Raw genomic sequence first — 12,660 nt, forward strand, 5'->3', positions numbered from 1 at the left:
CCTTAGTGTGTCAGCTTGCTCCTGCGACGAGTCGCTTTCTGACCGATGTCCTTTCTGCAGAATGCTCCGTCGAAACCAATCTTCTGCACAATTTCGTATGCGCCCGCAATCGCATCATGCAGGTTCGCATCCAGTTTTGTCACACCGAGTACTCGCCCGCCGTTGGTCACGGTCTGATCCCCGAAGCGCTCGGTACCTGCATGGAACACGAAGCTATCATCACTGCCATTGCCGTGTAGACCGCTGATCGGTTTGCCCTTTACGTAGCTTCCGGGATAACCTTCTGAAGCCATGATCACGCACACCGAGTAGGCATCTTTCCACGTCAATTCTTCGAGAGAAAGGTTGCCGTCGGCAATAGATATGAATATTTCTGCAAGATCATTCTCGAGAAGCGGCAGGACGACCTGAGTCTCGGGATCGCCGAATCTGCAATTGAATTCAATCACTTTCGGACCTCTCTCATTGATCATCAGCCCTGCATACAGAATACCCTTAAACGTTCGCCCCTCCGCCTTGAGGCCTCGAACGGTCGGTTCGAGGACAAGATCGAGAATGTCTACCATCAGTCGGTCCGAGACAAAGGGTACCGGACAATATGCTCCCATGCCTCCTGTGTTCGGTCCTTGATCGCCATCGAAGACCGGCTTGTGATCCTGCGACGGGAGCATTGGCAGGATTGTCTCCCCATCGGTGAACGCCATCACTGTCACTTCCTCACCGATAAGTTTGTCCTCTATGACGACCTTATTACCTGCTTCGCCGAACACCTTCTCGACCATCATATTGTCAATAGTCTCTCTCGCTTCTTCCACATTATTAACGATGATGGCCCCCTTACCGGCAGCGAGACCGTCAGCTTTGATCACCAGCGGGTATCTCGTCTCAGCGCAGAAACGATGTGCTTCGTCGCGTTCCTCGAATATCCTGAACGGAGCTGTCGGTATGTGATGGTCCCTCATGAACTCCTTGGCAAATGCCTTCGACCCCTCGATCACAGAGGCCTCCTTCGTGGGTCCGAAAATTCTGAGCCCGCGAGCTACGAATGTATCCACGATTCCGCTGGTGAGCGGTTGCTCCGGTCCGACAACTGTCAGATCGACACGCTCTCTCTCTGCAAACTCGACCAGATCGTTGATATTGTCAGCGTTTGCAGGGACGCACTCACCGATCTCAGCTATCCCCGCATTTCCAGGTGCACAGTAGATCTTCTTGACCAGTCGCGAGCGGGAGAGCTTGTGGCAGATTGCATGTTCTCTCCCTCCCGATCCAACAACGAGTATCTTCATTCTCTAACCCTTTCCGTATGAGCCCGTAATATAGAAATATGGCGTCGGGTTGCAAATGGTTTTTGAAGACAGCCGCCAACATGGTAGAATTCTGTTGACATAGTCTATGTCCTGCACTTATTTGCTGCGATTCAAGGAGTCCCGTTGCACAACGAAATACTCTGGATACTATTTGTCATCTTCGATTTGTCGGTCGTGCTGCTGGCGTTTCGTCTCTGGGGCAAGAATGGCTTGTATGCGATGATCGCGTGTTCCGGAGTAATATGCAATATTCAGGTAGTAATCACTGTGCAACTTTTCGGGCTTGTTGCAACCCTGGGCAATATTGTTTATGCCTCGATCTTTCTCGCGACAGATATACTGTCCGAACATTTCGGTCCACGGGCAGCGCGTAAAGGAGTGTGGATCGGGTTTTTTACTCTGATTTGGGCAACTGTTGCGATGCAGTTTGCCGTACATTTTGTACCAGACGAGTCTGATTTCATGCTCGGGCACGTTCGAGAGTTGTTTAGCCTGATGCCGAGAATTGTAGTTGCCAGCCTGGTGGCATATCTGATCAGTCAGCATCACGATATATGGGCGTTCGATTTCTGGAAGAAGCGGACAGCCGGCAAGCATCTCTGGCTCAGAAATAACGCCTCGACTTTGATTAGTCAGCTCATGGATTCTCTGGTGTTCACTTTGATTGCATTTGTCGGTGAGTTTGATACGGGAGTCCTGATTCAGATTCTGATAACAACTTACTTGATGAAAGTCATCGTTGCAGTGGCTGACACACCATTCGTTTACCTATCGCGATCATTCGCCCGGAGGGAATCAGGCTGATTCGTTTTTGTTTGACAATGCACACAAATAGTGCTAAAATGTATAAATGAGTATTGTCTCGAGCGGGAGATAAGTTCGGGGCTGCATCGATTTTGCTTAGATATTTAATGAGCGTTGCTTATTGACATCAATTAAATGTCCTTTGGCTCGCTCTGATCATTGCGAGGGGCATCCTATGAATCAGAGTTTACACTTGAGTCAGAGCTAACTCCATCCCTAATAGCTGCCGGAAAAATGCCATGGCCGATATCCTAATCTGCTGGAATTGCAAAGAAGAGATTGAAATTGGCGACAAGGTTACTCGCCAGGATGCTTGTCTTCATTGCGAAACTCCCGTTAAGTGCTGCTTCAATTGCCTGCACTATAACAAAGATGCTTTCCATCAGTGCAACGAGTCAGCGGTTGCAGAGTGGGTGCGGTACAAGGAGAAGGCAAATTTCTGCGAGTTTTTCACGCCGCGGCTTCCACGCTTTGTGAAGGTCGAAGAAAAACCGAAAACTCCTGAGGATAAAAAGAAGGCTTGGGATAAGTTGTTCGGCGATTGACATTCACAGATTGACATACACCTGCCAACCATCCTCCAGATTTAACTTGCAGGCAAAGATTCCGTTCAGTAGATTTATACCTACATCTGTTCTCTTCATGTCTCACTGAAGATGTGATGATAAGTTGTTGTGAATGTGATGTATATCGTCAATTCTCACGGAGGAGTAGATCGCAAAATGGAAGAACGACTGCTATACATAATTGAGGATGACGACTACGGTAACTTCGGCCCGTTGACTGTAAATCGGGCAGTTTATCAACTGCGGCTCGGAATCGACCTGCTTCACGAAAAGTGGACGTCATTCATACCGGCCAGCGAGACGCGGCTTACAATCCGAAACGAACTCGCCGGGATTGCATCTGAGAAGAACGGTATGCGGTGCAATGACTTCCGGGGTGTCGCATCTTCCGGTGCGGTGTTTGTCAATGGTAGATACATAGCTGACTCCTCTCTGGCAGAGACAATTAGGTCACTCGACAAAGCGCAGATCTTGCTGTGTGAGGGTAATCTCGTCGCGGCGTTCGTCCCAGCGGGGTCAGCCGAAGCAAGTGATCTGGAGCGTCTGAAGTTCTGGGGCTACGGACATTTCAAAGAAATTATCAAGAAGATTCCGAAAAAGGACGTTATAGCGACAGAAGTGAAGCATATTTGGGACTTCATAAGGCTAAACCCCGAGCAGATTTCGGCTGATTTCGAACGCATTACGCAAGATGCGGGGGGTGCCTCGATTGCGGAGAGTTCACTGGTTGACGCCGGTTGCACAATTCACAACAGGTGCGCGGTTCGGATCGCTGAGGGGGCCATGGTCGATAGTCAGGTGGTCATAGATGCTCGCGGGGGACCTGTCTACATAGGTTTCGGAGCGAGAATCGAACCACATACGAGAATCGAAGGCCCCTGCTATGTCGGTGAGAACACTATGCTCGTAGGGGGAAAGATCAGAGAGGGTTGCTCGATCGGACCAGTGTGCAAAGTCGGAGGCGAACTTGAGGAGTCGATCATTCTCGGCCATTCCAACAAGTTTCACGATGGTTTTCTCGGCCACGCCTATCTTGGTGAATGGGTCAATCTGGGCGCCATGACAACTAATTCCGATCTCAAGAACAACTATGGTACTATTCGCGTTGATCTTGGAGAAGGCCAGCAGGATACGGGCATGACCAAGGTGGGATCATTCATCGGCGACCACGTAAAGACCGGTATCGGGACAATGCTGAACACAGGAATATCCCTCGGATTCGCCACCAATGTATTCGGGGCCGGGCTTGTTGCCGATAAATTCGTTCCTCCATTTTGTTGGGGGAGCAGCGGCAACTATGCCGAGTACGATATCGAGCGAGCAATTGCGACAGCTCGCGTTGTCGTCGAGCGACGAAACGTGGCATTCACAGCTGAAGATGAGAGGGTATTCAGAGCAGTCTTTGAGGAAAGCCTTGAGAAGCGTGCGCATTTCATCGACTCATCCAAGTCTGATAGAGGTTAACCAGATGTTAGACGTGACGATAATAGGGAGAGGGTACTTCTCACGCGCGGGCAGGGCTACTGTCTCTTGCTCCGAGGAACTTGCACCGATTGAATCCGGGAGATGTAGATGCCTGAACTAAGAAAAGATCCTGTAAGTGGGCGCTGGGTGATAATTTCCACTGAGCGTGGCAAGCGTCCGTCAGATTTTGCGACACCGCCGAAGACTCGCGAACCGAAGATGTGTCCTTTTTGTCCCGGATCGGAGCATCTGACTCCTCCGGAGGTGTTTGCGGTCAGGCCGACTGCGACAAGTCCAAATACTCCAGGATGGGAATTGCGGGTGATCTCCAATAAATATCCCGCTCTTAAGATTGAGGGTGGCCTCAATCGAGAAGCGGAGGGCATGTTCGACAAGATGAACGGCGTCGGCGCTCACGAAGTGATCATTGAAACTCCGCACCATCATCTTGATCTGGCTGATCTGAGTCCCCATGAGATCGAAATGGTGATAGATGCATTTCGCCTGCGAATGAATGACCTGCGCAATGATTTCAGATTTAGATATGTAATGCTGTTCAAGAATCAGGGCGAGATGGCCGGAGCGTCACTCGAGCACGCTCACAGTCAATTGATTGCGACTCCGATTATACCCAAGCGTGTGCTTGAGGAACTCAAGGGCGCTAAGACCTATTACGATTTCAAAGAGCGTTGCATTTTTTGCGACATAATCAGGCAGGAGCTTTCGCAGGGAATTCGAGTTGTCGATCAGAATGAGGAGATGGTGTCTATCCAGCCATTCGCGCCTCGCTTTCCATTCGAGACCTGGATTCTTCCCAAGAAGCATGCAACTCATTTCGACAAATCGAGTGATAAGGCATATGCCGGACTAGCGGCAATCCTGAAGGATACACTGCTGCGACTCAAGATCGCTCTCAAAGATCCTCCGTACAATCTCGTCATCCATTCCGGTCCGCTCATCGACGGCTACGAACGCGAGTACCACTGGCATGTGGAGATCTTCCCGAAACTGACCAAAATTGCCGGATTCGAATGGGGTACGGGATTCTATATCAACCCGACACCTCCAGAGGCTGCGGCTGACTATCTTAATGAAATCGATGTCAACGCGGTACTGACGTCGACACAGACGACATAGATATTAAGCCAGATTTCGGGTTGCCAACATCTCAGTTTTAGGTATCTTACAAATCTATGGGCGCCGCCAGGATAATTATCTGGAAGGAAGCCACGCTCCTTCTAGTGCTGCTTACTCTTTTTGCATTCCACTCATGGTCTCTGAATTTCACTCAGGATGACGCCTACATATCGTATCGCTATGTCGAGAATTTCACCGAAGGTCACGGGCTCGTGTTCAACTACGGTGAAAGGGTGGAGGGTTACACGAATTTCCTTTGGATTATGATCCTCACTCTCGTCACTTTGGTCGGACTGCCGATGATTCTCGTCTCAAAGGTTCTTGGGGTTGTGTTCGGTGCAGGGACAGTTGTTCTGACCTGGTTGTTCGGTAGAGAATACTCCGATCATAAACGCTGGCTCGTGCCGTTTATCGCTCCCGCATTTCTTGTGGCGAACGGTGCTCTCTGTTACTGGGTCATCGGCGGTCTGGAGACCGGTCTATTCATATTCCTGTTCTCGCTGACGCTGTATGTGGAGATGAAGAGACCCTCGCTGACGCCGTTCATTCTGGTTCTGGCAGCACTCACACGCCCCGAAGGGGGACTACTTTTCGGCATAGTGTTTCTCTATAGGTGGATAATCCTGCGGCACAACATGAAGCAACTCGCTGTCTTTGCCGGATCGTTCTTCGGCTTGCTCCTTCCGTATGTTATCTTCAAGCTGATTTACTTCGGTGATCTACTTCCGAATCCTTTCTATGCGAAGACAGGCCTTTCGGTAGAGTACCTGAAGAGCGGGATTGGATACGCGTGGTTGTTCTTGAAACACTACGGCGCATTCGGATTATTCTTCATCTTGCCGTTGCTCTTTCGCCGAAGCCTCCCGAATATGATCAAGTTGATGTGGATGGCGGTCGTCATCTATACTGTCTATATCATTCTCGTGGGCGGAGACGTACTGAAAGTCCACAGGTTCTTTCTCCCGATACTTCCGGCATTCTATCTCATCGCAGCGTTTAGTGCATGGAGTGTGTTAACAACGTATAAGAAAGCGAAGTGGCCGGGACTGGTCGTAGCTGCTTTTGTCGGGGGCTATATAATATGGGGTATCCTCATACCTTTGGACTATATCAAGCAGACCGGTTATCTGGAGAGGGCCTTCATCAGCAAGATGACGCTTGTCACCGAGAGTCTCAGGGACATCGATAGAAGCGATTTTTCCATTGCGACTACAACCATCGGCAAAGTCTCGTACACTCTCAAGGGGCACAAGGTCATCGATATGCTCGGCCTGACAGATCGTCATATCGCGAAGAATCCGGAGAAGATAGAGGGGATGCAGACTACCTGGAAGGAGCGGAATTTCAATACTGCATATCTCCTTGAACAGAAACCGGATTACATTCTGTTCTCCACCGGTCACAAAGCATCTGCGCCCGCCGAGCGAGCACTGATTCTGAACTCACAGTTCAGAGAGAATTACTCTACGATCGGTTTTCTCTCAGGCAATCGACTGAAGGTAATCTGGAAGAAGCGTGGCAACTTCTCCTCACCGAACAGGCAGCTGCCGACAACAGAATTCGCAGACCTGATGTACGACGGTCTGAATCTCATGAATGATAAAAAGCATACAGAGGCGGTGGAAGCCTTTGAAAAAGCGGCTGAATTGTGCAATCATGACTTTGCGCTTGCGGAGTTTTTCATAGGCCAATGCTCTGGTGAACTCGGCCAGACTGAGAAGATGGTCAAGCACTGTCGAAAGGCGATTGAGCTTGATTCATACAATCTCGAAGCCAGAATGGACTTATCCACTTACTACTCAAGTATCGGAAATGTGGAAGAAGTCCGGAAGTTGAGCAACGAGATCCTGACCATAGCTCCCTGGCTCAGGCGCTGATCCCACAAGTCTCCTTTCCGTTCATTCATTGCTTCCTGACGGAAATTCCCTCCAGACAACCGGGAAATCTTTTCTCTAGATTCGTCATTAGGAGATACTCCTACCGGTCGCTGCACCAATCGACCTAAGGCTTGCGATCGAACCTAACTTCCTGTGAATCTGTCGTATAGCTTCGCTCACGAAACCGAATTGCAGCTCACAACTGCGCTTGGCATGAGTTTCGCTAAAATGGGGGTGGAGGATTTTATGATCAAGGGCATATATCGCGCTGCATCCGGCATGCTGCCGCGGATCAAAAGACAGGAAGTCATCGCCAATAATCTGGCGAATGTGAATACGGCAGGCTTCAAACGCCAGGGTGTGTTCAGTCAGGAACTCGGCCGAGCAGAACAGCGGATAGTTCCGAAACAGGAAGGATGGGAGACTCCTATGTTAAGCGATATCTACACCGATCACTCACAGGCTGTGCTCGACCCGACAGGCAATGATTTCGACATTGCTCTGGATGGAAGCGGGTTTATGGTCGTCGAATCGCCCGAAGGAGACGAACTGTATACCCGTGCCGGAGGATTCTCGCTCTCTACAGAAGGCCAACTCATCACTTCTTCGGGGCATGTGCTGATGTCTGATGCCGGACCACTCACCCTTGAACCAGACAGCACATTTGAAGTTGGCATTGATGGGAGCATTACAATCAATGGCGAGGAGGTCGGCAGGTTGGCGTTGGTGGACTTTGAGAGACCGTATGATCTCGAGCGGCTCGATAGTGGCACGTTCAAAGCCTCGAACGGAGCTGTCCCAATAGATCCGGAGAAACTCCATGTCAGACAGGGATATCTCGAGAGAGCAAATGTCGACGTTATCCGAGAGATGATCGATATGATAACGTCATTTCGTGAATATGAATCAAATCAGAGGGCAATTCAGATAGCTGATGACACCCTTCAGAAGACAGTGAACCAAGTAGGAGCAAAGAGATAGGGAGGGCATGATATGATAAAAGCAATGAGAACAGCGGCAAGCGGTATGGCCGCGCAGCAGATGAACGTCGATACTATCGCGAATAACCTCGCGAATGTCAATACAACTGGATTCAAGAAGAGCAAGCTGGAATTTCAGGATCTTCTCTACACTAACATTCGACAGGCCGGGGTGTCGTCCTCAACAGGTACGACCGTGCCGACAGCGCTTGAGGTCGGCTACGGAACAAGGCCGGTGGCGACCGTGAGGCAGTTTCAGGTTGGCGACTTATCTCAAACCGGGAATCCACTCGATGTAGCCATCGAAGGCAACGGTTTCTTCCAGGTGACAATGCCGGACGGAACAACCGGGTTTACGCGGGATGGGTCGTTCAAGCTGTCACCTGACGGCCAGTTGACTACCTCGGATGGATTCTTCATCACGCCCGAAATCACGATTCCAGAAGATGCGGAGTCGATCTCGTTCGGATTCGACGGAAGAGTCTATGCGAAGATAGTGGGGCAAACCGACCCGCAGGAACTCGGTCAGCTCGAACTGGCGAAGTTCATCAATCCCGCCGGACTGGAAGCAATCGGCCATAACCTTTACAACCAGACCGTCGCGTCCGGCGATCCGGTCGTAGGTGTGCCGGGTGAGGAAGGGCTTGGGACTCTCGGACAGGGCTTTCTTGAGATGTCAAATGTCGATGTTGTTCAGGAGATGGTGAACATGATTGTGGCCCAAAGGGCGTACGAAATAAACTCAAAGGCCATCCAGACTTCCGACGACATGTCCGGATTGGCGAACAACCTGAAGAGATAATTATGAGAATGTTCAATATAGGATTGTTGCTTCTCTGTTTGACCGCTGCGGCTGTGCAAGCTGATTCCAGGGTCCTAGATGCAGCTCGTGATTACATCATCGACAGGTTCGATTTAGACCCGGCGTCAGTGACAGTGAGCATGCGCGACAACAAATCGTTCGATTGTCTGATTCCGGGCGATTCCATCGGAGTCTATGCGACTTCCGATGCGCCTCCACGTGGCAATTACTCCCTGCGGTACGAGATCATCAGGGGTGGTGCGATCATCAAGACAATTTCTGCGTCAGTGAGAGTATCGATCTGGGCGGATGTCTGTACGGCCAACAGAAAGATCAAGCGTGGAGAATCGATAGCACTTGACGATTTGACTGTCGAGCGCAGAGAGGTGACCCGCAATTTCGACAAGGTGATTACTTCCGCAAATGATCTGCTCGATATGAGAGCAGCGAAGTCTATTCAAGCTGGAAACGTGATAGAACGTGACATGATGGAGGTCACTCCAGTGATCAGTCGAGGAGATGAAGTGATCATCAGATGTGATGTGGGAGCAATGGAGATCAGCACTACCGGTGTAGCAAAAAATGACGGTTCGCCGGGAGATCAAATAACCGTGCAAAACAAGGCCACGAAGCAGAGAGTCATTGCAGAGGTCTTTGCGCCCGGTGTTGTTGTAATCAGAAGATAAGATGTTAAGGAGCTTGACGATGTCCATATTGATGAGACTCATTATCCTCTCGGTGGCAGCCCTGCTACTGGTGAATCCTGCCATGTCGACACCTCTGGTCGGGAGATCGGGCAGTCTCTTCACCGACATTAAAGCTCACGGAATCGGTGATATTCTGACTGTGAAGATCTATGAAGATGCCCAGGCGACAAATCTGTCGCAGACGAATGTGACGAAGGAAGGGAAGTTTGAAACCAGCGGCGGGCCGGGGATCGGGACCCTTGATTTCATCCCCATATTCGGTGCTTCCGGCGAAAACAAGAATGAATACAAAGGAACCGGCAACAATGCGCGTGCCGGCAATCTGAAAGCGCGGATGACGGTCAAAGTCGTCGCGGTGCGCACCAATGGCGATCTGGTGGTTGAAGGAAACAGACTGATCACGATCAACAATGACACTGAAACTCTGACCCTCAGCGGCATTGTCAGACCACAGGATGTCGACGCCGGTAATTCAGTAGAGTCGTACAACATCGCAGATGCGCAGATATCTTACCGTGGCAAAGGTCCGGCTTCTACCGGGTCACGGCCCGGTATAGTAATTCGTTTCCTGAACTGGATATTCTAAGGTGCAGTTATGTTTAAGAAACTAGTAATAGCAGCAATCATAATCATAGTCCCGATAATCTGGTTCGGAGCAAAGGCGATGGCTGACGTTCGGGTGAAGGATATCGCCCGCATAAATAGCCAGAATGAGGTATCGCTCATCGGCTATGGTCTGGTCGTCGGTTTGGAAGGCACGGGGGATGGTAAAGGGACGATCTTCACTGTTCAGTCGCTGGTGAACATGCTCCAGCGGATGGGCGTGACTGTGCCGGTCGATAAAGTCAAGATCAAAAATGTCGCGGCAGTCATTGTGACTGCGGCTCTTCCTCCTGGCTCAAAACAGGGAAGTAGCATCGATTGTACGGTCTCCTCCCTTGGCGATGCTACTTCCCTAAAGGGTGGCACACTGCTGATGACACCGATGAGTGCAGTTGATGGTCGAGGTTTCGGATATTCATCCGGGCCGATCTCAATTGGTGGCTTCAATGTCCAGGTGGATGAGAATAACAAGATTGTCAACAATTACACATTGGTCGGACGGATACCAAACGGGTTTCATGTTGATGTAGATTATTCGATGGAGGATTTCGACTGTCAACTTCTACAGCTCAGCCTTACGAATCCTGATTTCACGACCGCCGACAGACTCAAAGATAAAATCAACGAGGTGTTCCCGGGAAGTGCCTATCCACTCGACGCCGGAACTGTAGAGCTTGTGGTGCCCGATTCACTTCAGATGAAGTCGGGCTGGGTGAAATTTGTATCGTGCGTAGAGAACTTGACTATTGAACCGGATGTGCCTGCTCGTGTGGTGATCAATGAAAAGACCGGCACGATTGTAGCCGGAGAGAACGTGTCGATTGCGCCGGTTGCACTGGCTCACGGCACCATAACTATAAGCATCAAGTCCGTACCGGTGATTTCGCAGCCAGCTCCGTTCTCTCAGGGCAAGACTGTGGAAACTCAGGAGAGTTTCATCGATGTCACCGATGAAGAAGCGAGAATAGTATATTTCGAGGAGCGAACTAACATCTCCGAAGTTGCATCTGCGCTCAACGCTATCGGTGCCACTCCTCGTGATGTCATATCGATATTTCAAGCTCTGAAGGCAGCGGGAGCGCTGAGAGCGCAACTCGTGATACTCTGATCCTGGGAGTCCAGCGTGGTTGGTCAAATTGGAATCGACTCTGCCCGCGACATGATTCGCATGGGCGCAGATCAGAAGGACGCTACAGTCAGACGACTGAAGCTGGAGAAGGCTGCGAAAGATTTTGAGTCTCTATTCGTGTTTCAGCTACTCAAGACTATGCGTGCATCATATGTGTCGGATTCGAAGGATGACAACGGCCTGGGAAAGGGCATGTTCATGTCTATAGCCGACGAGGCGCTTGCAAACAAGATCAGTGAGACCGGAGCATTCGGAATTGCGGATAAGCTCCTTGAGGCATTCGATAAGCGGGAAGGATCTTCGGTCGGTTTGTCTCCTGACGGGATAGAATCTTCGGATGCTACTCTTCGCCGACAGATCTACCAGAATCTGCCGTCCAGAGCTAAGTTATTCGATCTCAAGGCACTCACCGACACCAGAACTAACAGAAAAGAATCAGGCTTGACTTCAGTGGAATTGGACGATGTTATCAGCGCGGCTGCGAAAGAACACAAGATTCCTGCGAAGCTGATAAGAGCAGTAATTCAGGTCGAGTCGTCCGGTGACACCTTGGCTGTCTCCAGGCGCGGCGCGAAAGGGCTCATGCAATTGACTGATTCGACTGCTTCGGAGATGGGTGTAAACAATGTCTTCGATCCGGAAGAGAATATTCAGGGCGGGGCGATGTATCTCGGTGGACTCATGAAGAGGTTTTCCGGAAATCTCAAACTCGCTTTGGCAGCCTACAACGCTGGTCCGGGAGCCGTGGAGCGTCATGGGGGGATTCCTCCCTACCCGGAGACAGAGCGTTATGTGGATAAAGTGCTGAGTATCATGGAGAATGCCAGATAAGAGGTAAAGGTATCTGTTCAAAAGTCCGACAATATGAATCGAGAGACAATTAGGAGATAGTGTGGAGTCGCTGACGAAAAAGTTGACCGACATCGTTTCACGCGAGGTCTTACAGTTCGAGCTTGTGCTCCAATTGATGGCTGACCAGCAGAATTATCTGGTGGCGAATGATTTGGAAAACCTGAATCGAGTGGTCAAGGAGCAGGAAGAAGCGATCCTGAAAGTGCGCGAACTGGAGAAATCCCGTCTGCTTATTATTGATGAGATCTCCGATGTGACCGACGACGATTCGGAAAATCTAACGTTGACTCAAATTGCGAAGAAGCTGGCTCTGCCTCAGGCGGAGAAACTCCAAAGGCTGCAGAAGACACTTCTGGATCTGCATGAGAAGATTACAAGGGCCAGGTCGAGAAATGAATTCCTGATAAAGAAATCAATGGAACACATAGA

General features: G+C 50.3%; 13 protein-coding genes. 12 read left to right on the forward strand and 1 reads right to left on the reverse strand.

Annotation, left to right across the window (positions count from 1 at the left end; all coding sequences use genetic code 11):
- Positions 1–2: 2 nt before the first annotated feature.
- Complete coding sequence (gene purD / locus KKH67_15420) at positions 3–1,289, reverse strand: phosphoribosylamine--glycine ligase (GenBank protein ID MBU1320567.1); 1,287 nt, start codon at positions 1,287–1,289, stop codon at positions 3–5.
- A 144-nt stretch (positions 1,290–1,433) separates the two neighbouring features.
- Here purD and KKH67_15425 point away from each other — a divergent pair, with 144 nt between their 5' ends.
- From KKH67_15425 to KKH67_15480, 12 genes are all read left to right on the forward strand, one after another.
- Positions 1,434–2,114, forward strand: coding sequence for a queuosine precursor transporter (locus tag KKH67_15425; GenBank protein MBU1320568.1), 681 nt, complete (start codon positions 1,434–1,436; stop codon positions 2,112–2,114).
- A 239-nt stretch (positions 2,115–2,353) separates the two neighbouring features.
- Positions 2,354–2,659, forward strand: a complete 306-nt coding sequence (locus KKH67_15430) for a hypothetical protein (GenBank protein MBU1320569.1) — start codon at positions 2,354–2,356, stop codon at positions 2,657–2,659.
- 177 nt (positions 2,660–2,836) lie between these two features.
- Entirely contained in the window at positions 2,837–4,144 is a 1,308-nt protein-coding gene (locus KKH67_15435; GenBank protein ID MBU1320570.1) for a hypothetical protein, read from the forward strand.
- Between the two features lie 108 nt (positions 4,145–4,252).
- The gene (gene galT / locus KKH67_15440; GenBank protein MBU1320571.1) at positions 4,253–5,281 is read left to right on the forward strand and encodes a galactose-1-phosphate uridylyltransferase; all 1,029 of its coding nucleotides are present in this window, start codon (positions 4,253–4,255) and stop codon (positions 5,279–5,281) included.
- Positions 5,282–5,385: 104 nt separating this feature from the next.
- Complete coding sequence (locus KKH67_15445; protein ID MBU1320572.1) at positions 5,386–7,158, forward strand: hypothetical protein; 1,773 nt, start codon at positions 5,386–5,388, stop codon at positions 7,156–7,158.
- A 246-nt stretch (positions 7,159–7,404) separates the two neighbouring features.
- Positions 7,405–8,139 carry a flagellar basal-body rod protein FlgF gene (flgF, locus tag KKH67_15450; protein MBU1320573.1) on the forward strand — a complete coding sequence of 245 codons (735 nt, stop codon included), beginning with the start codon at positions 7,405–7,407 and terminating at the stop codon, positions 8,137–8,139.
- Between the two features lie 12 nt (positions 8,140–8,151).
- Positions 8,152–8,940, forward strand: a complete 789-nt coding sequence (gene flgG, locus KKH67_15455; protein ID MBU1320574.1) for a flagellar basal-body rod protein FlgG — start codon at positions 8,152–8,154, stop codon at positions 8,938–8,940.
- 2 nt (positions 8,941–8,942) lie between these two features.
- Positions 8,943–9,626, forward strand: a complete 684-nt coding sequence (flgA, locus tag KKH67_15460; protein ID MBU1320575.1) for a flagellar basal body P-ring formation chaperone FlgA — start codon at positions 8,943–8,945, stop codon at positions 9,624–9,626.
- A gap of 19 nt (positions 9,627–9,645) precedes the next feature.
- Positions 9,646–10,233, forward strand: a complete 588-nt coding sequence (locus KKH67_15465) for a flagellar basal body L-ring protein FlgH (protein ID MBU1320576.1) — start codon at positions 9,646–9,648, stop codon at positions 10,231–10,233.
- Between the two features lie 9 nt (positions 10,234–10,242).
- Entirely contained in the window at positions 10,243–11,358 is a 1,116-nt protein-coding gene (locus KKH67_15470) for a flagellar basal body P-ring protein FlgI (protein MBU1320577.1), read from the forward strand.
- Between the two features lie 213 nt (positions 11,359–11,571).
- Positions 11,572–12,210, forward strand: a complete 639-nt coding sequence (locus KKH67_15475) for a lytic transglycosylase domain-containing protein (GenBank protein ID MBU1320578.1) — start codon at positions 11,572–11,574, stop codon at positions 12,208–12,210.
- A gap of 61 nt (positions 12,211–12,271) precedes the next feature.
- Positions 12,272–12,660 (forward strand): flagellar protein FlgN (locus tag KKH67_15480; GenBank protein ID MBU1320579.1); only part of this gene is annotated, 389 nt, incomplete at its 3' end.

It is taken from the genome of Candidatus Zixiibacteriota bacterium (genome assembly GCA_018820315.1).
Lineage (GTDB): Bacteria > Zixibacteria > MSB-5A5 > JAABVY01 > JAHJOQ01 > JAHJOQ01.

Coding starts and splice junctions, on each gene's coding strand:
- KKH67_15435 (MBU1320570.1), top strand. CDS start 2,837: ATGGAAGAACGACTGCTATACATAATTGAGGATGACGACTACGGTAAC.
- KKH67_15465 (MBU1320576.1), top strand. CDS start 9,646: ATGTCCATATTGATGAGACTCATTATCCTCTCGGTGGCAGCCCTGCTA.
- KKH67_15430 (MBU1320569.1), top strand. CDS start 2,354: ATGGCCGATATCCTAATCTGCTGGAATTGCAAAGAAGAGATTGAAATT.
- KKH67_15475 (MBU1320578.1), top strand. CDS start 11,572: ATGTTCATGTCTATAGCCGACGAGGCGCTTGCAAACAAGATCAGTGAG.
- galT (MBU1320571.1), top strand. CDS start 4,253: ATGCCTGAACTAAGAAAAGATCCTGTAAGTGGGCGCTGGGTGATAATT.
- KKH67_15470 (MBU1320577.1), top strand. CDS start 10,243: ATGTTTAAGAAACTAGTAATAGCAGCAATCATAATCATAGTCCCGATA.
- flgF (MBU1320573.1), top strand. CDS start 7,405: ATGATCAAGGGCATATATCGCGCTGCATCCGGCATGCTGCCGCGGATC.
- flgA (MBU1320575.1), top strand. CDS start 8,943: ATGAGAATGTTCAATATAGGATTGTTGCTTCTCTGTTTGACCGCTGCG.
- purD (MBU1320567.1), bottom strand. CDS start 1,289: ATGAAGATACTCGTTGTTGGATCGGGAGGGAGAGAACATGCAATCTGC.
- flgG (MBU1320574.1), top strand. CDS start 8,152: ATGATAAAAGCAATGAGAACAGCGGCAAGCGGTATGGCCGCGCAGCAG.